This window comes from Streptomyces sp. NPDC012888, from assembly GCF_042900645.1.
Taxonomy (GTDB): domain Bacteria; phylum Actinomycetota; class Actinomycetes; order Streptomycetales; family Streptomycetaceae; genus Streptomyces.
In genome coordinates this window covers 100,592-124,404 of record NZ_JBIBBM010000003.1, presented here as the reverse complement: position 1 = coordinate 124,404, position 23,813 = coordinate 100,592, and the positions used below count along the sequence as shown (strand labels likewise).

The 23,813-nt window shown below is 71.9% G+C and carries 31 protein-coding genes, 1 tRNA gene and 1 riboswitch; of the genes, 11 read left to right on the top strand and 21 right to left on the bottom strand.

Features of this window, described 5'->3' with window-relative positions; all coding sequences use genetic code 11:
• Positions 1-46 precede the first annotated feature (46 nt).
• Positions 47-859, bottom strand: a complete 813-nt coding sequence (locus tag ACFY61_RS05465; RefSeq protein ID WP_389467283.1) for a class E sortase — start codon at positions 857-859, stop codon at positions 47-49.
• A gap of 56 nt (positions 860-915) precedes the next feature.
• Here ACFY61_RS05465 and ACFY61_RS05460 point away from each other — a divergent pair, with 56 nt between their 5' ends.
• On the top strand, positions 916-1,914 hold the full coding sequence (locus ACFY61_RS05460; RefSeq protein ID WP_389467280.1) for an SEC-C metal-binding domain-containing protein: 999 nt from the start codon (positions 916-918) through the stop codon (positions 1,912-1,914).
• A 62-nt stretch (positions 1,915-1,976) separates the two neighbouring features.
• Here ACFY61_RS05460 and ACFY61_RS05455 read toward each other — a convergent pair whose 3' ends face one another.
• Together ACFY61_RS05455 and ACFY61_RS05450 are read right to left on the bottom strand one after the other, a co-directional pair.
• Positions 1,977-2,969: a hypothetical protein gene (locus ACFY61_RS05455; RefSeq protein ID WP_389467278.1), complete on the bottom strand. Its 993-nt coding sequence runs from the start codon at positions 2,967-2,969 to the stop codon at positions 1,977-1,979.
• Positions 2,970-3,003: 34 nt separating this feature from the next.
• Complete coding sequence (locus tag ACFY61_RS05450) at positions 3,004-3,549, bottom strand: GNAT family N-acetyltransferase (protein WP_389467276.1); 546 nt, start codon at positions 3,547-3,549, stop codon at positions 3,004-3,006.
• A gap of 149 nt (positions 3,550-3,698) precedes the next feature.
• Between ACFY61_RS05450 and ACFY61_RS05445 the strand changes: the two genes are divergently transcribed.
• The 3 genes from ACFY61_RS05445 to ACFY61_RS05435 all read left to right on the top strand — a co-directional run bounded on the left by ACFY61_RS05445 (position 3,699) and on the right by ACFY61_RS05435 (position 4,511).
• Positions 3,699-3,875 (top strand): hypothetical protein, encoded by a 177-nt coding sequence (locus ACFY61_RS05445; protein WP_389467274.1) that lies wholly within the window; start codon positions 3,699-3,701, stop codon positions 3,873-3,875.
• 24 nt (positions 3,876-3,899) lie between these two features.
• Entirely contained in the window at positions 3,900-4,196 is a 297-nt protein-coding gene (locus ACFY61_RS05440; protein ID WP_389468147.1) for a hypothetical protein, read from the top strand.
• Positions 4,197-4,298: 102 nt separating this feature from the next.
• Positions 4,299-4,511: a hypothetical protein gene (locus tag ACFY61_RS05435; protein ID WP_389467272.1), complete on the top strand. Its 213-nt coding sequence runs from the start codon at positions 4,299-4,301 to the stop codon at positions 4,509-4,511.
• Positions 4,512-4,535: 24 nt separating this feature from the next.
• Here the strand turns inward: ACFY61_RS05435 and ACFY61_RS05430 are convergent, their stop codons facing one another.
• The 5 genes from ACFY61_RS05430 to ACFY61_RS05410 all read right to left on the bottom strand — a co-directional run bounded on the left by ACFY61_RS05430 (position 4,536) and on the right by ACFY61_RS05410 (position 9,373).
• Positions 4,536-5,927, bottom strand: coding sequence for a DUF445 domain-containing protein (locus tag ACFY61_RS05430; RefSeq protein ID WP_389467270.1), 1,392 nt, complete (start codon positions 5,925-5,927; stop codon positions 4,536-4,538).
• 99 nt (positions 5,928-6,026) lie between these two features.
• A complete protein-coding gene (locus ACFY61_RS05425; protein ID WP_389467268.1) occupies positions 6,027-6,707 on the bottom strand; it encodes a DUF1707 domain-containing protein in 681 nt (226 codons plus the stop codon).
• Positions 6,708-6,734: 27 nt separating this feature from the next.
• On the bottom strand, positions 6,735-7,700 hold the full coding sequence (locus ACFY61_RS05420; protein WP_389467267.1) for an ATP-binding cassette domain-containing protein: 966 nt from the start codon (positions 7,698-7,700) through the stop codon (positions 6,735-6,737).
• Positions 7,701-7,707: 7 nt separating this feature from the next.
• Positions 7,708-8,577 carry an ABC transporter permease gene (locus ACFY61_RS05415; protein ID WP_389467263.1) on the bottom strand — a complete coding sequence of 290 codons (870 nt, stop codon included), beginning with the start codon at positions 8,575-8,577 and terminating at the stop codon, positions 7,708-7,710.
• Positions 8,570-9,373, bottom strand: coding sequence for an ABC transporter permease (locus ACFY61_RS05410; protein WP_389467261.1), 804 nt, complete (start codon positions 9,371-9,373; stop codon positions 8,570-8,572). The genes ACFY61_RS05415 and ACFY61_RS05410 overlap by 8 nt, the downstream gene beginning before the upstream one ends.
• Positions 9,374-9,549: 176 nt before the next feature.
• Between ACFY61_RS05410 and ACFY61_RS05405 the strand changes: the two genes are divergently transcribed.
• Positions 9,550-11,973, top strand: a complete 2,424-nt coding sequence (locus tag ACFY61_RS05405; protein ID WP_389467259.1) for a transglycosylase domain-containing protein — start codon at positions 9,550-9,552, stop codon at positions 11,971-11,973.
• Between the two features lie 20 nt (positions 11,974-11,993).
• Here ACFY61_RS05405 and ACFY61_RS05400 read toward each other — a convergent pair whose 3' ends face one another.
• From ACFY61_RS05400 to ACFY61_RS05390, 3 genes are all read right to left on the bottom strand, one after another.
• Positions 11,994-12,314: a multidrug efflux SMR transporter gene (locus ACFY61_RS05400; protein WP_125652875.1), complete on the bottom strand. Its 321-nt coding sequence runs from the start codon at positions 12,312-12,314 to the stop codon at positions 11,994-11,996.
• Positions 12,315-12,344: 30 nt separating this feature from the next.
• A riboswitch (guanidine-III (ykkC-III) riboswitch) is annotated at positions 12,345-12,406 on the bottom strand.
• 61 nt (positions 12,407-12,467) lie between these two features.
• Positions 12,468-12,809 (bottom strand): GroES family chaperonin, encoded by a 342-nt coding sequence (locus tag ACFY61_RS05395; RefSeq protein WP_389467256.1) that lies wholly within the window; start codon positions 12,807-12,809, stop codon positions 12,468-12,470.
• A 23-nt stretch (positions 12,810-12,832) separates the two neighbouring features.
• Entirely contained in the window at positions 12,833-13,183 is a 351-nt protein-coding gene (locus ACFY61_RS05390) for a DUF3618 domain-containing protein (protein ID WP_389467253.1), read from the bottom strand.
• 71 nt (positions 13,184-13,254) lie between these two features.
• Here ACFY61_RS05390 and bcp point away from each other — a divergent pair, with 71 nt between their 5' ends.
• Both bcp and ACFY61_RS05380 read left to right on the top strand, forming a co-directional pair.
• Positions 13,255-13,722 (top strand): thioredoxin-dependent thiol peroxidase, encoded by a 468-nt coding sequence (gene bcp / locus ACFY61_RS05385; protein ID WP_389467251.1) that lies wholly within the window; start codon positions 13,255-13,257, stop codon positions 13,720-13,722.
• A gap of 148 nt (positions 13,723-13,870) precedes the next feature.
• Positions 13,871-13,955 (top strand) — tRNA-Leu (locus ACFY61_RS05380).
• Between the two features lie 50 nt (positions 13,956-14,005).
• Here the strand turns inward: ACFY61_RS05380 and rdgB are convergent.
• The 4 genes from rdgB to ACFY61_RS05360 all read right to left on the bottom strand — a co-directional run bounded on the left by rdgB (position 14,006) and on the right by ACFY61_RS05360 (position 16,268).
• Complete coding sequence (gene rdgB / locus ACFY61_RS05375; protein ID WP_389467249.1) at positions 14,006-14,608, bottom strand: RdgB/HAM1 family non-canonical purine NTP pyrophosphatase; 603 nt, start codon at positions 14,606-14,608, stop codon at positions 14,006-14,008.
• Positions 14,609-14,616: 8 nt separating this feature from the next.
• Entirely contained in the window at positions 14,617-15,003 is a 387-nt protein-coding gene (locus tag ACFY61_RS05370) for a hypothetical protein (protein ID WP_389467246.1), read from the bottom strand.
• Between the two features lie 152 nt (positions 15,004-15,155).
• Positions 15,156-15,902, bottom strand: a complete 747-nt coding sequence (rph, locus tag ACFY61_RS05365) for a ribonuclease PH (RefSeq protein WP_389467244.1) — start codon at positions 15,900-15,902, stop codon at positions 15,156-15,158.
• A gap of 96 nt (positions 15,903-15,998) precedes the next feature.
• Positions 15,999-16,268 (bottom strand): glucose PTS transporter subunit EIIB, encoded by a 270-nt coding sequence (locus ACFY61_RS05360; RefSeq protein WP_389468145.1) that lies wholly within the window; start codon positions 16,266-16,268, stop codon positions 15,999-16,001.
• A gap of 183 nt (positions 16,269-16,451) precedes the next feature.
• On the opposite strand from ACFY61_RS05360, the gene ACFY61_RS05355 reads away from it, so the two are divergent.
• Both ACFY61_RS05355 and ACFY61_RS05350 read left to right on the top strand, forming a co-directional pair.
• Complete coding sequence (locus tag ACFY61_RS05355) at positions 16,452-17,753, top strand: PTS transporter subunit EIIC (RefSeq protein WP_389467241.1); 1,302 nt, start codon at positions 16,452-16,454, stop codon at positions 17,751-17,753.
• 252 nt (positions 17,754-18,005) lie between these two features.
• Positions 18,006-19,280 (top strand): PTS transporter subunit EIIC, encoded by a 1,275-nt coding sequence (locus ACFY61_RS05350; protein WP_389467238.1) that lies wholly within the window; start codon positions 18,006-18,008, stop codon positions 19,278-19,280.
• A 104-nt stretch (positions 19,281-19,384) separates the two neighbouring features.
• Here the strand turns inward: ACFY61_RS05350 and ACFY61_RS05345 are convergent, their stop codons facing one another.
• Positions 19,385-20,137 carry an MBL fold metallo-hydrolase gene (locus tag ACFY61_RS05345; protein ID WP_389467235.1) on the bottom strand — a complete coding sequence of 251 codons (753 nt, stop codon included), beginning with the start codon at positions 20,135-20,137 and terminating at the stop codon, positions 19,385-19,387.
• A gap of 205 nt (positions 20,138-20,342) precedes the next feature.
• Between ACFY61_RS05345 and ACFY61_RS05340 the strand changes: the two genes are divergently transcribed.
• Together ACFY61_RS05340 and ACFY61_RS05335 are read left to right on the top strand one after the other, a co-directional pair.
• Positions 20,343-20,756 (top strand): hypothetical protein, encoded by a 414-nt coding sequence (locus ACFY61_RS05340; RefSeq protein WP_389467232.1) that lies wholly within the window; start codon positions 20,343-20,345, stop codon positions 20,754-20,756.
• Positions 20,753-21,109 (top strand): DUF488 domain-containing protein, encoded by a 357-nt coding sequence (locus ACFY61_RS05335; RefSeq protein ID WP_389467229.1) that lies wholly within the window; start codon positions 20,753-20,755, stop codon positions 21,107-21,109. Before ACFY61_RS05340 ends, ACFY61_RS05335 begins: the two co-directional genes overlap by 4 nt.
• Before the next feature lie 68 nt (positions 21,110-21,177).
• Here the strand turns inward: ACFY61_RS05335 and ACFY61_RS05330 are convergent, their stop codons facing one another.
• From ACFY61_RS05330 to ACFY61_RS05310, 5 genes are all read right to left on the bottom strand, one after another.
• Positions 21,178-21,621: a hypothetical protein gene (locus ACFY61_RS05330; protein ID WP_389467227.1), complete on the bottom strand. Its 444-nt coding sequence runs from the start codon at positions 21,619-21,621 to the stop codon at positions 21,178-21,180.
• 198 nt (positions 21,622-21,819) lie between these two features.
• On the bottom strand, positions 21,820-22,770 hold the full coding sequence (locus ACFY61_RS05325) for a PLP-dependent cysteine synthase family protein (RefSeq protein WP_389467224.1): 951 nt from the start codon (positions 22,768-22,770) through the stop codon (positions 21,820-21,822).
• On the bottom strand, positions 22,770-23,048 hold the full coding sequence (locus tag ACFY61_RS05320; RefSeq protein WP_389467222.1) for a MoaD/ThiS family protein: 279 nt from the start codon (positions 23,046-23,048) through the stop codon (positions 22,770-22,772). The genes ACFY61_RS05325 and ACFY61_RS05320 overlap by 1 nt, the downstream gene beginning before the upstream one ends.
• A gap of 85 nt (positions 23,049-23,133) precedes the next feature.
• A complete protein-coding gene (locus ACFY61_RS05315) occupies positions 23,134-23,244 on the bottom strand; it encodes a putative leader peptide (RefSeq protein ID WP_389467219.1) in 111 nt (36 codons plus the stop codon).
• Positions 23,245-23,332: 88 nt separating this feature from the next.
• On the bottom strand, positions 23,333-23,755 hold the full coding sequence (locus tag ACFY61_RS05310) for a Mov34/MPN/PAD-1 family protein (RefSeq protein ID WP_389467216.1): 423 nt from the start codon (positions 23,753-23,755) through the stop codon (positions 23,333-23,335).
• Positions 23,756-23,813: the final 58 nt, after the last annotated feature.

Sequence of the window (23,813 nt, the reverse complement as noted above, 5' to 3'; positions counted from 1 at the left end):
AACGGACCCCACCACGCCGGAGTTCCCACCCACCGGACCGATCCCGCTACTTCTTCAACACGCCCCACACCACCAGCCGGTACGCGGAGCTGTACTCGGGCGTGCACGTGGTCAGCGTGATGTACGCACCCGGCTCGCTGTACCCGTACTCCGGCCGCACCGCGCTGCGCGGCACCTCCGCGATCACCCCGGTGTCCCGCGGAGTGGTCTGCGGCAGCGTCTTCCCGACCTCGTACACGTACCGCTTCCCCCGTACGTCGACGACCAGCTCGTCCCCCGCCCGCAGCCGGTCGATGCGGCGGAACGGCTCACCGTGCGTGTTCCGGTGCCCGGCGAGCGCGAAGTTGCCCACCGCCCCCGGCGCCGCCGTCCCCGGGTAGTGCCCGGCGTACCCCTTGTCCAGTACGCCCTTCTTCCCCACCCCCTGCGCGACCGGCACCACCACCCCCAACCGCGGTATGCGCAGCACCGCGTACGCCGCCCCGCGCCCACCACCACCACCGCCACCGCCGCCGCCGGCCGACGGCACGGGTCGCGGCGACTCCACCGAACCGGTGGCAGGTGCCCCGGCCCCGTCCCCCGCCCCGGCCGGCGGCGTCTCCCCGGCATCCCCCGGCCCGGCCTCCGGCACACCGCCCCGGCCGACCCCGGGCGCGGCCGCCGCCCACGCCTCCTCCAACCGCCCCACCTGCTCCCGCGCGCCGGCGACGGCCTGCCGGTTGGTCCACCACACCTGGTGCACCACCAGCAACAGCACCACCGCCCCGACCGTGACGGCCAGCTCGGCCCCGGCCCACAACACCCGCGCCAGCCCCCGTCGGCGCCGCGACTGAACCACCACCGGTATGCGTTCCCTCACGGCGGGCACCCTAGGACCTCCCCCACCAAGTGACCAGCGGCAGTAACGTGTGGACCATGCGCCCCGACACGCCTGCCGAGCACATCGCCGAAGCCGAGCGTCTGATCCGCACGGCGACCCGCTACCCCGAGGACCAGGAGCCGCTGCTCCTCCAGGCCGCGGCCCATCTCGAACTGGCCGACGCACGCGAGCGGGCGAGCACCCTCTACGACCAGCTCCTGTCGTCCTCCCCCGCCAACCCCCACCTGATCAAGGCCCTCCAGGCCGCCAACCTGTGGGAGTACGGCCACGAGGCCGAGGCCCGGGCCCTGATCTCCGGCATCCGCGCGGCCGCACCCGTGGACCCCGCCCCCTGGGAGGTGATCTCCGAAGCGCTGGAGGCCCACGACGAGTTGACCGCGTCGGAGGAGTGCTTCACGGAAGCCGCGACCCTCCTCATCAAGGAGCCGGAGCCCCTCACCCCGGCCACCACCGCCCTGCTGACCGGCCGGCACCGCGTACGCCGGCTCCTCGGGCTCCCGCACGACGACTGGGACATGGTCGCCGACACCCGCCACACCGGCCCGGTCCCGCTGGACGAGCTCCACGACCCCAAGCGCATCTGGGCCCTCGGCTCCGACGACCCCGCCGAACTCCGCGCGGAGATCGCCCGGCTCCGCGCCGAACTCGGCGACCGCCGCGCCGCCCTCTCCCGGCCCTTCCCGGTCGCCCTCCTCCACTGGCCCGTCGAGGAGCTCACCGAGCTCCTCACCGCCTACCCCACCCTCGCCACGGAGTACCCCTCCCACACGGCCCACCTCACGGCCGTGGAGTCCTCGCTCCGCGCCCTCGCCGCCTCCGGCACCCACAACCTGGGCATCGTCACCGGCAGCGTGCCCTCCTACGAGGCCTTCGCCGCCTCCGAGAAGACCTCGCCCGCCTCCCCCTCCCTCCTGGCCGAGTACGCCACGACCCTCGCGGCCCGCGGCAAGGCCACCTCCTGGCCCCCCACGCCCACCTCCCCCTGCTGGTGCACCTCGGGCAAGCCCTACGCCGAATGCCACGGCACGTCCTAGCCCCGCACGAGGCGAACGACCCGACCCGACCCCTCACACGGAGGCCCTCGACCGCCCCCCGTTCAACACGGCTCGAAAGGCAGCAGGAGTTGTTGGTGGCCACGGGCTACCGCGGTGGGTGGGGTGGGTCTTGTCGCGCCCAGGGCCAGGAGGGCGGTGACGGCGGCCGTGACGGTCGCGGGCGTGGTCCGGAGGATGGCCGGGGTGGTGCTGACCACGAGGATGCCGTGGGCTTCGAGGCGGAGGCGGCGGTTGAGGGTGGCCTGCCAGGCGTCGCGGGTGAAGTGGTATTCGACGGAGTCGACTTCCAGGGCCACCCCCTGGTCGGGCCAGTAGGCGTCGGGCGAGGCCAGGAACGCGCCGGTCGGGGTGTGGAGGCGGGCGTTCCAGAGGGGCGTGGGCAGGCCCGCGGCGAAGAGGGCTTCACGGGCGCGCCCCTCGGCCAATGAGCGGGTGCCGGCGAGGAGTTCGGCGGCTGCCGCGCCGGCGGCGGGACGGCGCAGCAGCCGCGCCGCCCGGAGCTCGGCGTGGAGGTCGGAGGGGTTGCACCAGCCCGACTGGACCACGTTGGCCAGGACCGAGCGGACCAGATCCGCGGAGTCGGCGTGGGCGACGAAGTCGGCCGCGGCCCGGAGCGGGCGGGCGGCGGGGACGCCCGAGACCATGACGGTCGGCGGCCAGCGGCGGGTGGGCAGCGGGTGGACGCCCGGGGCGCGGTGGAGCCTGCGTGGGGCGCGGATCAGGACGTGCGCCGGGGTGGCCGGAGCGCCTCGGACGCCGAGCAGCGCCAGGGCCGCTCCGCCGGTGAGGGCCGCGGTCGCGCCGGTGAGCGGGTCTGCCGGGGGCTGGGCGGCGTACAGCACCGCGGACAGGGCGCGTTGACGGGCGCTGGGCGGGCCGGTCTGGAGCAGGTAGACGTGCGGCAGGAGGCGCTGCCAGGGGCCGCCGGGGCGGCTGCGGCGGGTCAGGGTGCTCGGGGCGAGGCCCGTACGCAGGAGTTGGTGGCGGGTGGCGAGTCGGAGCTGGCGGTCCGGCGCGGGGACGGTTCGTGTCATGTGGTCGGTATGCCCGCGGTGGAACCCGTTCGATTCAGCGGTTCGAGTGGTTTGGGTGGTGCGGGGACAGGAACACCACCAGGGCGTTCTGGGTGCCGGGGAGGGGTTCGACCTCGTGCCAGCCGAGGCGGCGGTAGGTGGCCACGGTGTCCGCCGCCGCGCGGGAGGTGAGCAGCCAGGCGCGCCGGTCCGGGGCGTCGGCGGTGATCTCGGCGAGAAGGGCGCGGCCGGTGCCGTGGCCGCGGGCGTGGGGGCGTACGGCGAGTTCGTCTACCTCCAGGGCGCCGACCAGCAGGGACTCCACGCGCTCGGGGCCGAGCTGGGCGGCGACCCGGTCGTATCCGCGGCCGGTGGGGAAGGGGGCCCTGGTCAGCCAGGCGGTGGCGAAGCCGTCGATGCCGGCCTGCGACTGGGCGAGGGCGGCGCGGAACCCGGTGCGGCGGGTGTCGGCGGCCAGCCGGGCGGCGAACTGGCGAATGGTTTCTTCGTCCTCGTTCCACGGCGGGGCGGAGAACACCTCGGCGTAGGTGTCGACCAGTTCGTCGGAGAGGTCGAGGACGGTGGGTCCGTAGCAGATCACGCTTCGCCGCTCCTGGTCCGTTTGGTTCCGTTGAGGGGGAAGAGCGAATTTACGGCGCGATGGTTCCGGAACGGTGGGTTCGACGTATCCGGCGAGTGTGCGACAAATCCACCCGTGTCGGGTGCGGGGCCGCGGCCGTTGATGGGGGCGTGGAGAGACTGTTCGGAGTGCTGGGCGCGTGGGCGCTCGCGTTCCTCCTCGTACTGGGGTTCCTGGCGGTGCTGCCGGCCGGGGTGCAGGACGCCGTCCCCGACGCGGCGGTCGGCGGGGCGGTGCTGGTGCTGGGCCTGCTGGGTGCCCGCCGGGTCGTCCGGCGGCCGCGTTAGCCTCGGAGGATGACGATCACGATGATGACGCAGGTACCGACGTCGGCAGTGGCCGCGGCCGGGCTGGTCGGCGGTTACGCCGTGGCCCGCTGGACGAAGAAGCGGCCACTGGGCGGGTTGGTGCTCGGGGCGGCCGGGGTCGCTGCCGGCCGGGAGTGGCACCGGCGCGCGGGCACGCCGGCCGCGGCCGCGCTGGGCACGCTGTACGTCGCCGCGTTCGCGGGCTCGCACCCGCTGGCCAAGAAGGTCGGCGCCTGGCCGGCGGTGCTCGGCGTGGCCGGCGCGGTGGCGGCGGCGTCCTGGGCCGTCGCCGACCGATAGACGGCGTTCGTCTCCGACTACTGCCTCCTGACGGACACCAGCGGGAACGGCCGGGCGCACTGCAGCGGCAACAAGGGCGCCTTCACCTCCTTCCGCCTCGGCGTGGTCCATTCCCCGGGCGACAGGGCCTGGATCGACGTCAACATCGTGGGCGGCAAGGACCGCAAGGGCATGGACCTGCACGGCAAGCACTACCTGCGGATCTCCGGCAACCTGGCCGCCGTCCAGGTGTGCGGCTGGTCCAGCCTCGCCTCCTACGACAGCGGCCAGGCCGGCGCCTCCCTCCACGGCGGCGGCTTCTGCCCCGGCGGCTGAGCAGGGGCGCGCGACGGGGGCGCGTCAGGCGCCCAGGGCTCGGGAGACGGTGTAGATCAGCAGGCCCGCCAGGGCGCCGACCACCGTGCCGTTGATGCGGATGAACTGCAGGTCGCGGCCGATGTGGGCCTCGATCTTGCGGGAGGTGTGCTCGGCGTCCCAGCTCGCCACCGTCTCGGTGATCAGCGAGGTGATCTCCGCCCGGTAGGTGGTGACCACGTACACCACCGCCCCCTCGGTCCAGCCCTCCACCTTGGCCTGGAGGCGCCCGTCCGAGGCCAGCCGGGCCCCCAGGGAGAGCAGCGAGGAGCGGACGCGGAGCCGGAGCTCGCTGCGCTCGTCCTCCGCCGTGGAGATGATCATCGTACGGATCGCCGCCCAGGCGGAGGCGATGACGTCCTGGACCTCGCCCCGCGCCAGGATCTCCGACTTCAGCCGCTCCACCCGCACCCGGGTGTCGGTGTCGGACTGGAGGTCCGCCGCGAAGTCCGCCAGGAAGCGGTCCACCGCGCCCCGCGCCGGGTGCTCCGGCATGTCCCGCATCTCCGTCACGAACCGCAGCAGCTCCCGGTACACCCGGTCGCCGACCTTGCGGTCCACGAAGCGCGGCGTCCAGCCGGGGGCGCCGCCCTGGACGGCGTCCATCACCGAGTCCCCGTGCGTGACCAGCCAGTCGGCGGCCTTCGCGCAGATCAGGTCCACCACCCTGCGGTGCCCGCCGTCGGCGACGATCCGCTCCAGGGTCTTGCCGACGCCGGGGGCGATCTCGGCCGTCTCGGCCCGCCGGGTGATGGCCTCGCCGACCACCGCCTGCACGTCGGAGTCGCGCAGTACGGTCAGGGCGCCGCGCAGCGCGGTCGCCAGCTCGGCGGTGACCCGGTCGGCGTGCTCGGGCTCGCTCAGCCAGGCGCCGAGCCGGCCGCCGATGCCCAGGGCGTGCAGGCGGGCCCGTACGACCTCGGAGGAGAGGAAGTTCTCGCCTACGAACTCGCCCAGGGTGACGCCGAGCTGGTCCTTCTTGGTCGGGATGATCGCGGTGTGCGGGATGGGCAGGCCGAGGGGCCGCCGGAACAGCGCGGTGACCGCGAACCAGTCCGCGAGCGCGCCCACCATGCCCGCCTCGGCCGCGGCCGCGACGTAGCCGGCCCAGGCGCCGGCGCCCCATGCCTGCTGGGCCGCCTTGGCGAGGACGTAGACCAGGGCGACGAGGAGCAGCAGCCCGGTCGCGGTGGTCTTCATCCGGCGGACGCCGCGCCTGCGCTCCTCGTCCGCCGCGCTGAACACGAACATGCCGGAACCGGGGCCGGCACCGGCGCCGGCGCCCGCGCCCGTAGCGGTTCCTGGTGCGACGGTCTGCCGCGCTGTGCGTTCCACGTGCTCCTGCCTTCCCCCGGGGCGCGCCGGTTTTGTCTGCATAGCATCCGACTACCCACGGGCTCCAGGAGTTCCCGGCACGCCCGGGAAACGCCGACGGAAACGCCCACCGAAACGCCGACCGAAACGCCTGCCGAAGCGCTACAGCTCCTTGCGCGGCGGCGCCGCGGGCAGTCGGGGTGCCTTGACCTTGACCTCCACCCCGCCCCAGAAGGCCAAGCCCGTCACGACCACCCGCGGCGCCCCCGGAGCCGCCGGCCCCGGCGAGTCACGCTGGTCGAAGGCGCCCATGAAGCCGAAGCCCCGTACGTCCACCTCCACGCCCGGGGGCACGACGATCTCGATGCCGCCCATCACCGCGACGCAGTTGATCACGACCTCGCGTTCCGCGAACCGGGCCTCGCGCAGGTCGATCTGCCCGCCGCCCCAGAAAGCCACCGCCGTGAACCGCGCCGGCACCGTCCAGTGCCCCTTGCGCTGGAAGCCCGCCATCACGGCCACGGCCGCCGAGGAGGTCCCCGCGCCGCCGATCCGGGCCGGCCAGGGCTCCGTACCCGGCCAGGACTCCCCGTACGGCCGGGCCGCGCCGGCGTGCGCCGCGGCGCCCGGGCCCGCGGTCCCCGGCGCCGCCGGGAGGTCCCGGGTCAGCGGCTCCAGCTCCCTGTACGTGCGGGACTTGTACGCCGCCTCCAACCGCTCCTCGAACTCGTCCATGTCGAGCCGGCCCTCGGCGACCGCGTCGCGCAGCCGCTCCACCACCCGCTCCCGGTCCGCATCCGAAGCCCTCAGATCGGGCAGCTCCTCCGGCCGCTCATCGCTCATGCGCGACAGCCTAGCCACTCGTACGACTTATCCGCGGCCCGCGTACATACGCGCGATCACGTCCTCGATGTCCGGTTCCCGCACGGACAGGTCCACCAGCGGGTAGTCCGCCGCCACCGCGGCCACCAGCGGCGCCGCCGACTGCCCCGCCGGGAACGCCAGCCACTGCCGCGGCCCCTCCACGCGGACCGTCCGCGCCCCCGCCACCTCGATCGGCGGGAGCTCCCGCTCCAGGTCCACCACCAGGGTCCGCTCCACTTCCCCGGCCGTCCCGGCCGTGTGCAGGCCGCCCAGCGGCCCGTCGTACATCAGCCGCCCGTGGTCGATCACCATCACCCGCTCGCACAGCTGCTCGATGTCCTGGAGGTCGTGCGTGGTCAGCAGGACCGTCGTACCGGCCTCCTCGTTCAGCTGCCGCAGGAACCCGCGCACCTTCGCCTTGCTGACCACGTCCAGCCCGATCGTCGGCTCGTCCAGGTACAGCACGTCCGGGTCGTGCAGCAGCGCCGCCGCGATGTCCCCGCGCATCCGCTGCCCCAGCGACAGCTGCCGCACCGGCACGTCCAGCAGCGCGCCGAGGTCCAGCCGCTCCACGCACCGGTCCAGGTTCCGCCGGAACCTGGCCTCCGGGATCCGGTACATCCGCCGCATCAGCCCGTAGGAGTCCTTCAGCGGCAGGTCCCACCAGAGCGTCGTGCGCTGCCCGAACACCACTCCGATCCGGCGCGCCAGCCGGGTCCGCTCCGCCGCCGGGTCGATACCGGCCACCCGCAGCCTGCCGCCGCTCGGCGTCAGGATCCCCGTCAGCATCTTGATCGTCGTGGACTTCCCGGCACCGTTCGGCCCGATGTAGCCGACCACCTCGCCCGCCGCGACCTCGAAACTGATCCCGTCCACGGCTCTGACCTGGTGCTTCTCCCGCCGGAACCGGCCGGCCCGACGCCGCACGTCGAACACCTTCTCCACGTCCCGCAGCTCGATCAACACGTCCACGAAAGACTCAGCTCCCCGTACTCCGGTAGCAACGCACACCCGCCCGCCACGCCAGCGCGGCCGGCACCGACACCACGAACGCGACCAGCGGACTGAGGGCGGCCGCCCAGCCCGGCAGGCCCAGCGGCTCCGGCCGCCCGAGCAGCGCGAGCGCCGGCACCCAGTTCACGAAGGCCAGCGGCACCACGAACGTCACCCCGCGCAGCAGTTCCCGCGCGAACACCGTCGGCGGGTACTGGAGCATCGTCGCCCCGCCGTACGTGAACGAGTTCTGCACCTCCGCCGCGTCCCCGGCGACGAACTGGAACGCCCCGCCCGCCACGAACACCGCCGCGAAGATCGCCGCCCCGGACAGCACCATCACGGGCACCAGCAGCACCCGCCAGAGCGTCCAGTCCACGTCCAGCACCACCAGCGACCAGCCCAGCACCACCAGCCCCTGCGTCACCCGGCCCAGCCGCCGCAACGCGAACCGGTCCGCGGCCACCTGCGCCAGCACCGGCACCGGCCGCACCAGCATCGTGTCCAGCGAGCCGTCCCGGACCCGCTGCCCCATCCGGTCCATGTTGCCCAGCAGCAGGTCGGCCAGCCCGAACGAAGCCGAGCACGAGCCGTACAGCAACGCGATCTCCGGCAGCGAGAACCCGCCCAGCCGGTCCACGTGCCGGAACATGACGTAGATGCCGGCGAAGTCCAGCAGCGTGATCGCCGCGTTCCCGAACGTGGCCAGCAGGAACGACGCCCGGTACGTCATCGTCGAGCGGACCCACATCGCCACGATCAGCCCGTAACCCCGCAACCCCTCCAGCAGCGGGCCCCGGAGGCGGACGTCCTCCCGCTCCGCCGGCCCCGGCCGGCGCACCAGCGTCTCAACCACCCTGGACCACCACCTTCCGCGTCGCCGCCGACTGCACCAGCCGCCCCACGCCCAGCAGCGCCAGCGCCCAGCCCAGTTGGAAGACCAGTGCCCGGACCGCCGAACCCGACCCGGAGTGCCTGCCCAGCAGCACGTCCAGCGGCACCTGCAGGACCGCCGACCAGGGCAGCGCCCGCAGCAACTCCCCGAACCAGCCCGGGAAGACCGTCAGCGGCAGCAGCACACCCGAGAAAGCGATCATGACGACGGTGGACACCATGTTGATCCCCGACCCGTCCATCAGCCAGAACCCCGCCAGCCCCACCAGGAAACGCAACGCGAAACCGACCACCAGGCCCAGCAGCACCGACACCAGGAACAGCAGCCACCGCCCCGGCGCCGACGGCAGCGCCAGCGGGAAGGCCAGCGCCCCGGCCAGCAGCGGCACCACGCCCCGGCCCAGCAGCTGGAAGGCGGCCCGTCCGAGGTCGGCGGCCAGCCACCACAGCTGGAGGTCCGCCGGCCGGTAGAGGTCGACGGCGATGTCACCCGTACGGATGCGCTCCTGGAGCTCCTCCTGGAACCCGCCGCCGATCAACGCCGCCGCGGCGAGCAGCGACTGGCTGACGAAGACGAAGGCCAGCGCCTCCGCCCGGTCGTAGCCGCCGAGCCCCGGCCGCTCCGTCCACAGGGCGAGGTAGGTGTACGCCACGATGAACCCGAAGACGGTGTTGGTGAACACACCGGCCGCGGTGGCTGTTCCGTACGTGGCGTATCGCCGGAACCCGCCCGCGGCCACCGCGAGATAGAGACGCACCGTTTCTCTTCCACTCCTGCTCTCGTTCCCACGTCGGCCAAAGCGCGCGAGCTTAGTGCGGAGGGGCGATCCACGCGAACGGTTTACGCCCGTCAGAGGCGGATCGGACCGCCGTCGGGTAGACACACATCGGGTACGGAAACGGATATTTCACGCGGCGCCGAGGAGCCCTGGAGATGAGCGACCAGTCACCACCGCCCGCCTGGTCCCCGCGTGACCCCGACACCCCCGCCGCCCGGCACCCCCGACCGCCCGCCACCACGCCCGGGCCACCACCGGGCACTGCGGGACGGAAGCGGACCGGACTGCGCCGGCTGCTGCCCACCTGGCGCATGCTGCTCGGCGCCTTCCTCCTCTGCGCGTTGCTGATCGCCGGCGCCCTCACGGCCGGCTACCTGCTCGTCGACATCCCGCCCGCCAACGCCGCGGCCACCGCCCAGTCCAACGTCTACCTCTACGCGGACGGCTCGCAGCTCGCCCGCGACGGCGAGGTCAACCGGCAGAACGTGGGCCTCGCCCAGGTGCCCCGGACCGTCCAGGAAGCCGTACTCGCCGCAGAGGACCGCGACTTCCACTCCGAACGCGCGGTGGACCCCACCGCGATGCTCCGCGCGGCCTGGAACACCGCCACCGGCAAGGGCGTCCAGTCCGGCTCGACCATCACCCAGCAGTACGTCAAGAACTACTACCTGGGCCAGGAACAGACCCTCACGCGAAAGGCGAAGGAATTCTTCATCGCGATCAAACTCGGCCGCGAGAAGTCGAAGAACTACATCCTCGAAGGCTATCTGAACACCAGTTACTTCGGCCGGAACGCGTACGGGATCCAGGCCGCCGCCCAGGCCTACTACGGCAAGGACGCCGGCGAACTCACCACCACCGAGGGCGCCTACCTCGCCACCCTCCTCAACTCCCCCAGCGCCTTCGACGTCGTCACGCACCCGCAGAGCCGCGGCCGCGCCCTCGCCCGCTGGAACTACGTCCTCGACGGCATGGTCAAGAAGAAGTGGCTGACCCCGGCCGAACGCGCCACCGCCCTCTTCCCCGAACCCCAGAAGGTCCGCCCCGCGGCCGGCCTCTCGGGCCAGCGCGGCTACCTCGTCGAAGCCGTCAAGGACTACCTCGCCACCCACCGCGTCCTGGACGAGAAGACCCTCGCCGAAGGCGGCTACCGCATCACCACCACCATCGACAGGCGCCGCCAGAACGCCTTCACCGACGCCGTCGACGAACGCCTCATGAGCCGGCTCGACCCGCGGACCCACAAGGCCGACCGCCTGGTCCGCGCCGGAGGGGCCTCCATCGACCCCACCACCGGCAAGGTCGTCGCCCTTTACGGCGGCGTCGACTACACCCGGCAGTACGTCAACAACGCCACCCGCCACGACTACCAGGTCGCCTCCACCTTCAAACCCTTCGTCTTCGCCTCCGCCGTCGAGAACGGTTCCCGCACCCAGGACGGCCGCCTCATCACCCCGGGCACCGTCTACAACGGCGACGACAAACGCCCCGTCGCCGGCAGCCGCACCCCGTACGCCCCCGAGAACGAGGGCCGGGAGTCCTACGGCGACATCTCCGTCCGCACCGCCACCGACCTCTCCGTCAACACCGTCTTCGCGCAGATGGTCGTCGACGTCGGCACCACCCGGGTCAAGGACACCGCCATCGCCCTCGGCATCCCCGCCGACACCCCCAACTTCGACCCCGGCCCCGCCATGGCGCTGGGCACCCTGCAGGCCAGCGTCCTCGACATGGCCCAGGCCTACGCCACCCTCGCCGACCACGGCCGGTTCACCCCGTACACCCTCGTCGAGAAGATCACGAAGAGCGGCGAGACCGTCGACCTGCCCCGCCGGGAGTCGCGCCAGGCCATCAGCCGCGAAGCCGCCGACACCACCACCGCCATGCTGGTCAGCGTCGTCGACAACGGCACCGGCACCGCCGCGCTCGCCGCCGGCCGGCCCGCCGCCGGCAAGACCGGCACCGGCGAGCTCGACCGCTCCGCCTGGTTCGCCGGCTACACCCCCGACCTGGTCACCGTCGTCGCGCTGATGGGCCAGGACCCCGACACCGGAACCCTCCAGTCCCTCTACGGCGCCCTCGGCGAACCCCGCATCAGCGGCGGCGGCTACCCCGCCCGGATCTGGGCCGCGTACACCAGGGCCGCCCTCGCCGGCACCGAACCGGCCGACTTCGACCTCGAACCCCAGGCCGGCGCCGACCGGCCCCAACCCCCGCCGCCCGCCGACGAACCCCGCCGGCCCGGCCGCCCCCGGACCCCGCCGGACCGCCCCAGCCCACCCGGCCCGCCCACCCAGGGACAAACCGACGGCGGCACCCCGCCGACCGGCGGCCAGGAAGGCGGCCGGACGGACGGGGGCCGCACGGACGGGGGACGCACGGACGGGGGACGCACGGACGGAGGCAGGGACGGAGGCACGGACGGCGACACGGACGCGGGGCCGGGCGGCGGACCCGGCGGCGGACCGGACGGCGGCACCGACCAGGGGGGCGAGGACCAGGGCGGCACCGATCAAGGCGGCACAGAACAGGGCGGCACGGACCAAGGCGGCCGGACGGGCGGCGACCCCGGTCGGTGACCGCGGGTCAGCGACCCCGGTCAGTGACCCGAAGTCGCCTTGAGCCCCACCACCGCCACCAGCAGCAGACAGATGAAGAAGATCCGGGCCGCCGTCACCGGCTCACCCAGCACCACCATGCCCAGCACCGCGGCACCCGCCGCACCGATCCCGACCCACACCCCGTACGCCGTACCGATCGGCAGCGTCTTCGCGGCGTACGACAGCAACACCATGCTCGCCACGATCCCCGCACCGGTGAACACGCTCGGCCACAGCCGCGTGAACCCCTCGGTGAACTTCATACCGATCGACCAGCCCACTTCGAGCAGACCGGCGAGCAACAACAGGACCCAGGCCATGACAGGCACCTCCGGACGAGAACGGAACGGGGTGCGTCGTCTTTTCGTACCCGGTACGGCGCGTCTCGTCGGGGGCCGAACCCACCGTAGCAAAAAGCACACAAAAGGGGCCGGTGACCCCGGTCACCGACCCCACCGACCGAACGCCGGACGCTACAGGTAGAGCCCCGTGGAGTCCTTCGACCCCTCCAGGCGCTCCGCCGCGACGGCGTGCAGGTCACGCTCCCGCATCAGCACGTACGCCACGCCCCGCACCTCGACCTCGGCCCGGTCCTCCGGGTCGTACAGCACCCGGTCGCCGGGCTCCACGGTCCGCACGTTCTGGCCGACCGCGACCACCTCGGCCCAGGCGAGCCGCTTGCCCACGGCGGCCGTGGCCGGAATCAGGATCCCGCCGCCCGAGCGGCGCTCGCCCTCGGGCGAATCGGACCGCACGAGCACGCGGTCGTGCAGCATGCGGATGGGCAGCTTGTCGTGGGTGGGGTTCTCGCTCACGTCTGTGAACCTACCTGCCCGGATCAGCCGCGCTTGCGGCGGGCCGACAGCGCCAGCAGGCCGACCACGCCGACGGCCAGCATCGCGACCGGAAGGGCGCGCTCCAGGCGCGGCGAACCCGCCCCGTCCCGCAGGCCGCCCGTCACCCTGCCCACCAGGTGGTTCACCGTCGCCACGGCACGCCCGACGGTGTGGTCCACGTGCGAGGCGACCTTGGCCTTGGCGTCCCCGATGATCGTCTTGGGGTGCATCCGCACGCCGATCTCGTCGAGCGTCTCGGCGAGCTGCTCGCGCCGGCGGACGATGTCCGCCTCGATCTGCGCAGGGGTCCTGGCATCCGACACCGCGCTGCCTCCGTGGTCGTCTGTGGGCATGGTCCGTCATGGACAGTCTGTCAGCTTACGCTCGGGGTGGTACCGATCCCCCTCCCAAGGAGACTGTCGAGATGAGCGAGCGACTCCAGCCGGGCGACACCGCCCCCGCCTTCACCCTGCCCGACGCGGACGGCAACGAGGTCTCGCTCGCCGACCACCTGGGGCGGAAGGTGATCGTCTACTTCTACCCGGCGGCCCTCACGCCGGGCTGCACCAAGCAGGCCTGCGACTTCACGGACAACCTGGAGGTCCTGGCCACGGCCGGCTACGACGTCATCGGCGTCTCCCCGGACAAGCCGGAGAAGCTGGCGAAGTTCCGCGAGAAGGAGGACCTGAAGGTCACCCTGGTCGGCGACCCGGACAAGGCGGTCCTGACCGCGTACGGGGCCTTCGGCGAGAAGAAGCTCTACGGCAAGACGGTGACCGGCGTCATCCGCTCCACGGTGATCGTGGACGAGCAGGGCAAGGTCGAGCGCGCCCTGTACAACGTCAAGGCCACCGGCCACGTAGCCAAGATCATCAAGGACCTCGGCATCTGACCCGACCCGCCGGGCAAGCCCCAACTGCCATGTGACGGCGACCACCTGGTGTCGCGGAGCGCTCCGCAAGCCGGTCGCGGGACGGAGCCGGACGGCCGTAGACTGGGCGCGGCCAGAAGGACTGGATGTCCGAATTGGTCAATATGTCGCGGTTGTGGTGGAATTGGCAGTCACGCTGGGTTTAGGTCCCAGTGGGGTAATACCCCGTGGGGGTTCGAGTCCCCCCAACCGCACACGCAGAAGGCCCCGTACGCAGTGCGTACGGGGCCTTTCCCGTCGAGCGTCAGCCCAGTAGTTCGCGCAGGACCGGGACCAGGGCGCGGAAGGCCTGGCCGCGGTGGGAGATGGCGTTCTTCTCGGCCGGGGTGAGCTCCGCGCAGGTGCGGGTGTCGGCCAGCGGCTGGAGGATCGGGTCGTAGCCGAAGCCGCCGGTGCCGGACGGGGTGTGGCGCAGGGTGCCCAGGAGACGGCCTTCGACCACGCGTTCCGTGCCGTCGGGCAGGGCGAGGGCGGCCGCGCAGAAGAAGTGGGCGCCGCGGTGGGCGTCGTCGATGTCGGAGAGCTGGGCGAGGAGCAGGTCGAGGTTGGCCTTGTCGTCGCCGTGGGTGCCGGACCAGCGGGCGGAGAAGATGCCGGGGGCGCCGCCCAGGACGTCCACGCAGAGGCCGGAGTCGTCGGCGATGGCGGGGAGGCCGGTGGCGCGGGCCAGGGCGTGGGCCTTCAGGAGGGCGTTCTCGGCGAAGGTGGTGCCGGTTTCCTTGACGTCGGGGATCTCCGGGTACGCGTCCGCGCCGACCAGCTCGTGTGGCAGGCCGGCGTCGGACAGGATGGCGCGGAGTTCGGTGATCTTGCCCGCGTTGCGGGTGGCGAGGATCAGGCGGCTCATGGCACCGATTATCCAGGCGTGCAGACCTTGGAGATCTCGGTGGCGGCGTCGGCGACGGGCTTGACGTCGGGGGCGGGGTTGCCCTGCTCGATGGCGGTGCGGACGTTCTTGACCGCGGTGTTCATCGAGTCGATGGCCTTGCCGAGGTCGGTGTTGTCGGTCTGGTCGCCGATCTTCTTCAGGTTCTGGTCGATCTCGTCGAGCGCCTTCTTGGCGTCCTCGGGGCTGTTGCCGGCGTTCGCGACGGCCTGGGTGAGCTGGTTCGCCGAGTCCGTGATGGCCACCGCCGTGTTGGCGCAGTCCATTGCCGTGGAGATCGCGTCACAGGCCGACAGGGCGGGGATGGTCAGGACGGCGGTCAGGGCCAGGGCGGCTGCGCGGTGGTGCTTGTGCATCGGGACGGCTCCCCCTCGTGGTGGTGTGTGGTGGTGCGTGGCCGGGCGCACGGTGGTGTGACCGTGCGCCCGTACTGGCTGGGACGCCGGGGGCGTGCGGGTGGTTGCGCGCCCCCGGCCCGCATGCCCCCGCGACGGGCGCGTCAGGCGCGTCAGGCGTCCATGGTCGGGGTGGCGAGGCCGAGGGCGTTGCGCTGGATCGCTTCGAGGTCGGCGCAGCCGCCGGCGGCCAGGTCGAGGAGGGCGTTGAGCTCCTTGCGGTCGAAGGGTTCGCCTTCGGCGGTGCCCTGGACCTCGACGAAGCGGCCGTCGCCGGTGCAGACGACGTTCATGTCGGTCTCGGCGCGCACGTCTTCCTCGTAGCAGAGGTCGAGGAGGGGTACGCCGTCGACGATGCCGACGCTGACGGCGGCGACGGTGCCGGTGAGGGGCTTGCGGCCGGCCTTGATCAGCTTCTTGGACTGGCCCCAGGAGACGGCGTCGGCGAGGGCGACGTAGGCGCCGGTGATGGCGGCGGTGCGGGTGCCGCCGTCGGCCTGGAGGACGTCGCAGTCGAGGACGATGGTGTTCTCGCCGAGGGCCTTGTAGTCGATGACCGCGCGGAGGGAGCGGCCGATGAGGCGGGAGATCTCGTGGGTGCGGCCGCCGATCTTGCCGCGGACGGATTCGCGGTCGCCGCGGGTGTTGGTGGAGCGGGGCAGCATGGAGTATTCGCTGGTGACCCAGCCTTCGCCGGTGCCCTTGCGCCAGCGGGGGACGCCTTCGGTGAAGGAGGCCGTGCAGAAGACCTTGGTGTCGCCGAAGGAGATGAGGACGGAGCCCTCTGCGTGCTTGCTCCATCCCCGTTCGATGGTGACCGGGCGGAGCTGTTCGGGCGTGCGGCCGTCAATGCGAGACATGGCTCCGAGCCTAGCCGGTGGGCGGGACGCGTAGACCCCGTCCGGTGGGGTCCGGGACGGGGTCCGTCGTGGTGTGTGGTGAGCCGGGGGCTCAGGTCACATCATGTCCTCGATCTCGCCGGCGATCGGGTCGGCGTCGGTGCCGATGACGACCTGGACGGCGGTGCCCATCTTGACGACGCCGTGGGCGCCGGCGGCCTTGAGCGCGGCCTCGTCGACGAGGCTGGGGTCGTTCACCTCGGTGCGCAGGCGGGTGATGCAGCCCTCGACCTCTTCGATGTTGTCGATGCCGCCGAGTCCGGCGACGATCTTCTCAGCCTTCGTGGCCATGTGTTCTCCCTGAGTGCCTGAGTGCGGGGTCCGCATGCTGGTCCGCTTCGCCACGGTAACCCACGGTTGGCCCAGCTTCGCGAGCGCGCGTCCGCCTTCTACCGAATGATAACGATCAAGGGCTGCCTGCCCGCCGGGCGGGTGATCCGCGACCGCATCACGACTGGTCTACACCAGTGTGGGGCAACCGCCAAAACGGGCCGGTCAGGAGGACCTGGGATGAGCGCGAGCAGCGCCGCGGCTGTGCCGGAGCAGAAGTGGTGGAACGGACTGTTCCAAGGGCTGCAGAAGATGGGGCGCAGTCTGCAGCTGCCGATCGCCGTGCTGCCGGCCGCGGGGATCCTCAACCGGCTGGGGCAGCCTGACGTCTTCGGCAAGGACGGCCTCGACTGGTCGGCCGTGGCGAGGGTGATGGCGGGGGCGGGCGGAGCGCTGCTGGACCCGGACCTGGGCCTTCCGCTGCTGTTCTGCGTCGGCGTGGCGATCGGCATGGCGAAGAAGTCGGACGGCTCGACGGCGCTGGCGGCGGTCGCGGGGTTCCTGGTGTACCGGGGGGTGCTGCACGCCTTCCCCAAGGAGTGTCCGCCGGGGACGAAGGAGGTGGCGGGTGGCTGCCTGACGCCGACGGACACGTTCCAGGGGTTCTCCTACCAGAATCCCGGGGTCTTCGGCGGCATCGTCATGGGGCTGCTGGCGGCGTGGTTCTGGCAGCGCTACCACCGCGTGAAGCTGGTGGACTGGCTGGGGTTCTTCAACGGCCGCCGGCTGGTGCCGATCATCATGTCGTTCGTGGCGATCGGCTTCGCGGCGCTGTGCCTGTGGATCTGGCCGCCGGTCGGCAGTGCGCTGGAGGGTTTCTCGGACTGGCTGGTGGGGCTGGGTTCCTGGGGTGCGGGGATCTTCGGGGTGGCGAACCGGGCGCTGCTGGTGATCGGTCTGCACCAGTTCCTGAACGTGCCCATCTGGTTCCAGTTCGGCTCGTACACGACGCCCGACGGCAGGACGGTGCACGGCGACATCAACATGTTCCTGAACGGGGACCCGGACGCGGGGATGTTCCTGTCGGGGTTCTTCCCGATCATGATGTTCGCGCTGCCGGCGGCGGCTCTGGCGATCACGCACTGCGCGAAGCCCCAGCGCCGCAAGGAGGTGGGCGGGCTGATGCTGTCGGTGGCCCTGACGTCCTTCGTCACGGGCATCACCGAGCCGCTGGAGTACTCGTTCCTGTTCGTGGCGCCGGCGCTGTACGCGCTCCACGCGCTGCTGACGGGCGTGTCGATGGCGGTGACCTGGGGGCTGGGGGTGCACGACGGCTTCAGCTTCTCGGCGGGCCTGATCGACTACGTCATCAACTGGGGGCTGGCGACGAAACCGTGGCTGATCGTTCCGATCGGCCTTGGTTTCGCGGTCGTCTACTACGTGGTGTTCCGCTTCGCGATCACGAGGTTCGACATCCCGACGCCGGGGCGGGAGTCGGACGAGGAGATCGAGGCGATGCGGGGGGAGACGACGAAGGCGTAGGCGCCGCGGCTCCGGGCCGCCGGCTCCGGGTCGGTGAGGGCCCCCGGACGCGCCGTCCGGGGGCCTTTCGGCGCGTCGGGGAGATGTGGTCCAGACCACAGGAAAACGAAGGTTCCTTATCTAACCCCGACCGTGCTACAACTGGTCTACACCACCAAATGGTGTAGACCATGAGGCCTGCTCAGCAGCCCTGGTCCCCCCTTTTTCGAAGACGCCGCCGTCCCCTTCCTTCCCCTGGCGGCGCCTTGCCCCATGGAGGAAGTTGTGACCACGGCTGCCGCTCCCGCGGCCGAGAAGAAGAAGGGCGCCGGCGCGATGGCTGTCATGCAGCGCATCGGCCGGAGCCTCATGCTCCCCGTCGCGGTGCTGCCCGCCGCCGCGCTGCTCGTGCGCCTCGGCGACAAGGACATGCTGGGCGACCCCTCGCTGCCCACCTTCCTGACCAAGATCGCCGGCTACATGTCGGCGGGCGGCGGAGCGATCCTCGACAACATGGCGCTGCTGTTCGCCGTGGGCATCGCGATCGGCTACGCGAAGAAGTCCGACGGGTCTACCGCGCTCGCCGCGGTGACCGGCTACCTGGTCTTCAAGAACGTGCTCGGCACCTTCACCGACAGCAGCCTGCCGAAGAAGGCGGCCATCGCCGACGGCAAGATCGTGATGGTCGAGCAGGCGGTCGACGCCAAGGTGCTCGGCGGCGTCGTCATGGGTCTCGTGGTCGCTCTCATCTACCAGCGCTTCTACCGGACGAAGCTGCCGGACTGGGCGGGCTTCTTCGGCGGCCGCCGTCTCGTCCCGATCCTCTCCGCCTTCGCGGGTCTGGTCATCGGCATCCTCTTCGGCCTGATCTGGCCGGTCCTCGGCAAGGGTCTGCACGGCTTCGGCGAGTGGCTGGTCGGCTCCGGCGCCGTCGGCGCGGGCATCTTCGGTGTCGCCAACCGTGGTCTGATCCCGGTCGGCATGCACCACCTGCTCAACTCCTTCCCGTGGCTGCAGGCCGGTGAGTACAACGGCAAGAGCGGTGACATCGCCCGCTTCCTGGCCGGTGACCCGACCGCCGGACAGTTCATGACCGGCTTCTTCCCGATCATGATGTTCGCCCTTCCCGCGGCCTGTCTCGCGATCGTGCACTGTGCCCGCCCCGAGCGCCGCAAGGTCGTCGGCGGCATGATGTTCTCCCTCGCGCTGACCTCCTTCGTCACGGGCGTCACCGAGCCGATCGAGTTCACCTTCATGTTCATCGCGCCGGTCCTGTACGCGGTCCACGCGGTGCTGACCGGCGTCTCCATGGCGCTGACCTGGTCCCTGGGAATGAAGGACGGCTTCGGCTTCTCCGCCGGTGCCATCGACTACCTGCTGAACTTCGGCAAGGCCACCAACCCGCTGGGCCTCGCGCTGGTCGGCCTCTGCTTCGCCGCCCTGTACTACGTGGTGTTCCGCTTCGCGATCACCAAGTTCAACCTCCCGACGCCGGGCCGCGAGTCCGACGAGGAGCTGGCCGAGCTGCAGAAGGCCGAGGCCAAGTAAGCCCGGATCGCCTGCGCAGGAAGCCCCGTCCTCCCTTCCGGGAGGGCGGGGCTTCGCCGTTGCCGTTCGTGCGCGGGGCGGGGCTGGGCGGGGCTGGGCTGGGCTCAGACCTCGTAGACCGCGCCGGGGTGGGCCAGCTCCACCGGGCCGGTGTACGCGGCGCGGGCGTCGGCGAGGTTGCGGGCCGCGTCCGTCCACGGCGGGATGTGGGTGAGGACCAGCCGGCCGACCTGGCCGCGCTGCGCGAACTCCCCGGCCTCGCGGCCGTTGAGGTGCAGGTCCGGGATGTCCTCCTTGCCGTGCGTGAAGGAGGCCTCGCAGAGGAACAGGTCGGTGCCCTCGGCCAGCCGGCCGAGCTCGGCGCACACGCCGGTGTCGCCGGAGTAGGTCAGCGACCGGCCGCCGTGCTCGACCCGGATCCCGTACGCCTCCACGGGGTGGCTGACCCGCTCGGTGCGCACCTGGAAGGGGCCGATGTCGAAGCTGCCGGGCTTGAGGGTGCGGAAGTCGAAGACCTCGCTCATCGAGCGCTCGTCGGGCACGTCCTCGTAGGCCGTGGTGAGGCGCTTCTCGGTGCCCTCGGGGCCGAAGACGGGGATGGTGCCGCAGCGGCCGCCCTCGTGGCGGTAGTAGCGGGCCACGAAGTAGGCGCACATGTCGATGCAGTGGTCGGCGTGCAGGTGGCTCAGGAAGATCGCGTCGAGGTCGTAGAGGCCGATGTGGCGCTGCAGCTCGCCGAGGGCGCCGTTGCCCATGTCGAGGAGCAGCCGGAAGCCGTCGGCTTCGACGAGGTAGCTCGAACAGGCCGATTCCGCGGACGGGAACGACCCCGAGCAGCCGACGACGGTGAGCTTCATGGAGCAGGAACCTCCGTGGGGATGCGGCGGAGCCGTGCGTGGGTCGAGCGTAAGGCGCGAAGTGTCAGGTCGCTCCTCCGCGGCGGGCCGTTGTGGGGGAACTCACCTGTGCTGTCACCCGGGGGAGCGACGGCTCGGCCGGGCGGCCGGACGCCGGTCGCGTCGCTGCCGTGACGGGCGGGCCGGGCAGGGCTACGGTCGTCCCATGGACACGTCCTGGTGGCCGGCGGTCGTCGCGGTGGTGGCCGTGGCCCTGGTCGTGCTGGTCGCGGGGCGGCGCCCGGCTCCGCCGCCCCCCGCGAGGGTGCGGCACGGCCCCGGTCCGGAGCCGCGGCCGGTGGCGGGCGAGATCTGGCGGCTGGAGGGCGACCTGCCCTGCCTGGTGCTGTCGGTACGGGCGCACCGGGCACGGATCGCGCGGATCACCACGAAGTACCACGACGACCGGCCGGGGGTGATCCCGCTGCCGCCGGGCGCGGAGGGCGATGTGCACGGGCGGCCGGGGTTCCTGGAGGCGGACCGGCCGATCGAGGTGTCGGTGTGGGAGTTCCGGCGGCGCGTGGGGCAGCTGGATCCGACGTTGTGGGACGAGGTCAAGGGACTGGGAGGCGGAGGGTGATCCGGCTGCGGAGGGTGTACGAGGCGGCGGACCCGGCGGCCGACGGCGTGCGGGTGCTGGTGGACCGGCTGTGGCCGCGGGGCCTGGCGAAGGCGGAGGCGGCGGTGGACGAGTGGCCGAAGGCGGTGACGCCGTCGGCGGAGCTCCGCAAGGAGTACCACGCCGGGGAGCTGCCGGAGGAGGAGTTCCGCCGCCGGTACGAGGCGGAGCTCGGCGGGGAGGAGGCGCAGGCCGAGGTGGCCCGGCTGCGGGCGCTGGCGGCGGCGGGGACGGTGACGTTGCTGACGGCGGTCAAGGAGCCGGAGGCCAGCCACGCGGCGGTGCTGGCGGAGTACCTGGCGGCGGTGGGCTGACGGGCGGGCGCGCGGGCGCCCCGGGCGGGCCGGTGTGCCCACCCGGGACGGGGTCCCGCGGCGGGGGGTCAGAAGGCGGGTTCGCTGCGGTCCGTGCAGAGCGCCCAGATGATGAAGACGCCGATGGCGATGGCGATCAGCGACCAGAAGGGCTGGTAGGGCAGCCACAGGAAGTGGAAGATGATCATCAGGCCGGTCAGGGCGATACCGAGGGCGCGGCCCCATGTGGTGCCCTTGAGGATGGCGATGCCGACGACGAGCACCAGGATGCCCAGGATCAGGTGGATCCAGCCCCAGGTGGTGAGGTCGAACTGGAAGGTGTAGCCGCGGACCCGGAAGACGACGTCGTCCTCGGCGAGGGCGGCGATGCCTTCGAAGATCTGGAAGATGCCGGTGATGATCATCAGGACGGCGGCGAACATCGTGCCGCCCGCCGCCCAGGGCGAGGGGTTGCCTGAGGTGGCCTGACGGCCGGGGCCGCCGGGGGTCGCGGGATTCGGGGCGGTGGTCATGGCGCCGTCTGCCTCTCTGTGGCGGTCGGTCGGGCAGCTTCAGCGTCGACCGTTCCGGCCGTTCCGGCGACCCATGAGGGCCGTTCGGGTGAACCGCGCGGAGGGGGTGCGGGAGGCTTGGGGGAAACGGTGCGGCCCGCCTTCCCGGGCGGCGGGGAAGGCGGGCCGTGTCGGCTGGGTGCTCGGGGTCTACGGGGTCTACGCCCAGAGCTGGCCGTGGAGGACCTCGATGGCCTCTTCGGTGGTGGCGGCGGTGTAGACGCCCGTCGAGAGGTACTTCCAGCCGCCGTCGGCGACGACGAACACGATGTCGGCGGACTCGCCCGCCTTGACCGCCTTCTTGCCGACGCCGATCGCGGCGTGCAGTGCCGCACCGGTGGAGACGCCGGCGAAGATGCCCTCCTGCTGGAGGAGTTCCCGGGTGCGGGTGACCGCGTCGGCGGAGCCCACGGAGAAGCGGGTGGTGAGCACGGAGGCGTCGTACAGCTCGGGGACGAAGCCCTCGTCGAGGTTGCGCAGGCCGTAGACCAGGTCGTCGTAGCGCGGTTCGGCGGCCACGATCTTCACGTCCGGCTTGTGCTCGCGCAGGTAGCGGCCGACGCCCATCAGCGTGCCGGTGGTGCCGAGGCCCGCGACGAAGTGGGTGACGGAGGGGAGGTCGGCGAGGATCTCCGGGCCGGTCGTCGCGTAGTGGGCGCCCGCGTTGTCCGGGTTGCCGTACTGGTAGAGCATCACCCAGGACGGGTTCTGCTCGGCGAGTTCCTTCGCCACGCGGACGGCGGTGTTGGAGCCGCCCGCCGCCGGCGAGGAGATGATCTCGGCTCCCCACATGGCCAGGAGGTCACGGCGCTCCTGCGACGTGTTCTCCGGCATCACGCACACGATGCGGTAGCCCTTGAGCCTGGCCGCCATCGCCAGCGAGATGCCCGTGTTGCCCGAGGTGGGTTCCAGGATGGTGCACCCGGGGTACAGGCGTCCGTCCTTCTCCGCCTGCTCGACCATGTGGAGCGCCGGGCGGTCCTTGATCGAGCCGGTGGGGTTGCGGTCCTCCAGCTTGGCCCAGATGCGGACGTCGTCCGAGGGCGAGAGCCGGGGCAGGCGCACCAGCGGGGTGTTGCCGACCGCGGCCAGCGGGGAGTCGTAGCGCATTACTTCGAGCCGCCGGCCACGGCCGGGAGGATGGTCACGTTGTCGCCGTCGGCGAGCTTGGTGGAGATGCCGTCGAGGAAGCGGACGTCCTCGTCGTTGAGGTAGACGTTGACGAAGCGGCGGAGCTGGCCGCCGTCGACGATGCGCTCCTCGATGCCCTTGTGACGGGTCTCCAGATCGGCGAAGAGCTCCGCCAGCGTGGCGCCCTCGCCGGTCACGGCCTTCTCGCCGTCGGTGTAGGTGCGGAGGATGGTGGGGATGCGGACCTCGATGGCCATGGCAGGCTCCTGAATCACGTAGGGGCGGGCGCGCGGCTGTCGGCCCCCGCGCGGGAGGGGCTGTGGTGCTGGGTGGTGCGGCGGTTCAGGCAGCGGGACAGATCGCGCTGGCGAGGCGGCACAGGTCGACGTGCAGCCGCGCCACGAGCAGCAGCTGCCTGCCGGGCGCCTCGATGCTCACGTCGTGGGAAACCATGCGGGCATCGTAACGATTCCCGGTCACCCGAATGGAGTGTCGTCTTGGATCCTGGACCAAAACCGCTCACATGGTGAGCAGCGTGGGTTCAGTACGCGTCCACGACCTGCACTTCTTCCTCGGTGACGACCCCGTCCACGATCCGGTACGAGCGGAACTGGAACTCGCCGAGGCCGTCGGTGTCCGCCGTGGAGACCAGCACGTAGTGGGCGCCGGGCTCGTTCGCGTACGTCAGGTCGGTGCGGGAGGGGTACGCCTCGGTCGCGGTGTGCGAGTGGTAGACGATCACGGGCTCCTCGTCCCGGTCGTCCATCTCGCGGTAGAGCTTGAGCAGGTCCTTGGAGTCGAACTCGTAGAACGTGGGCGAACGGGCGGCGTTCAGCATCGGGATGAACCGCTCCGGGCGGCCGGTGCCCGCCGGGCCGGCCACGACGCCGCACGCCTCGTCCGGGTGGTCCTTGCGGGCGTGCTCGACGATCTGGTCGTACAGGGCCTGGGTGAGGGTCAGCATGTGCGACAGGATAAGCAGACGGGCCCTCCCGTACCGAGGTGTGGTACGGGAGGGCCCG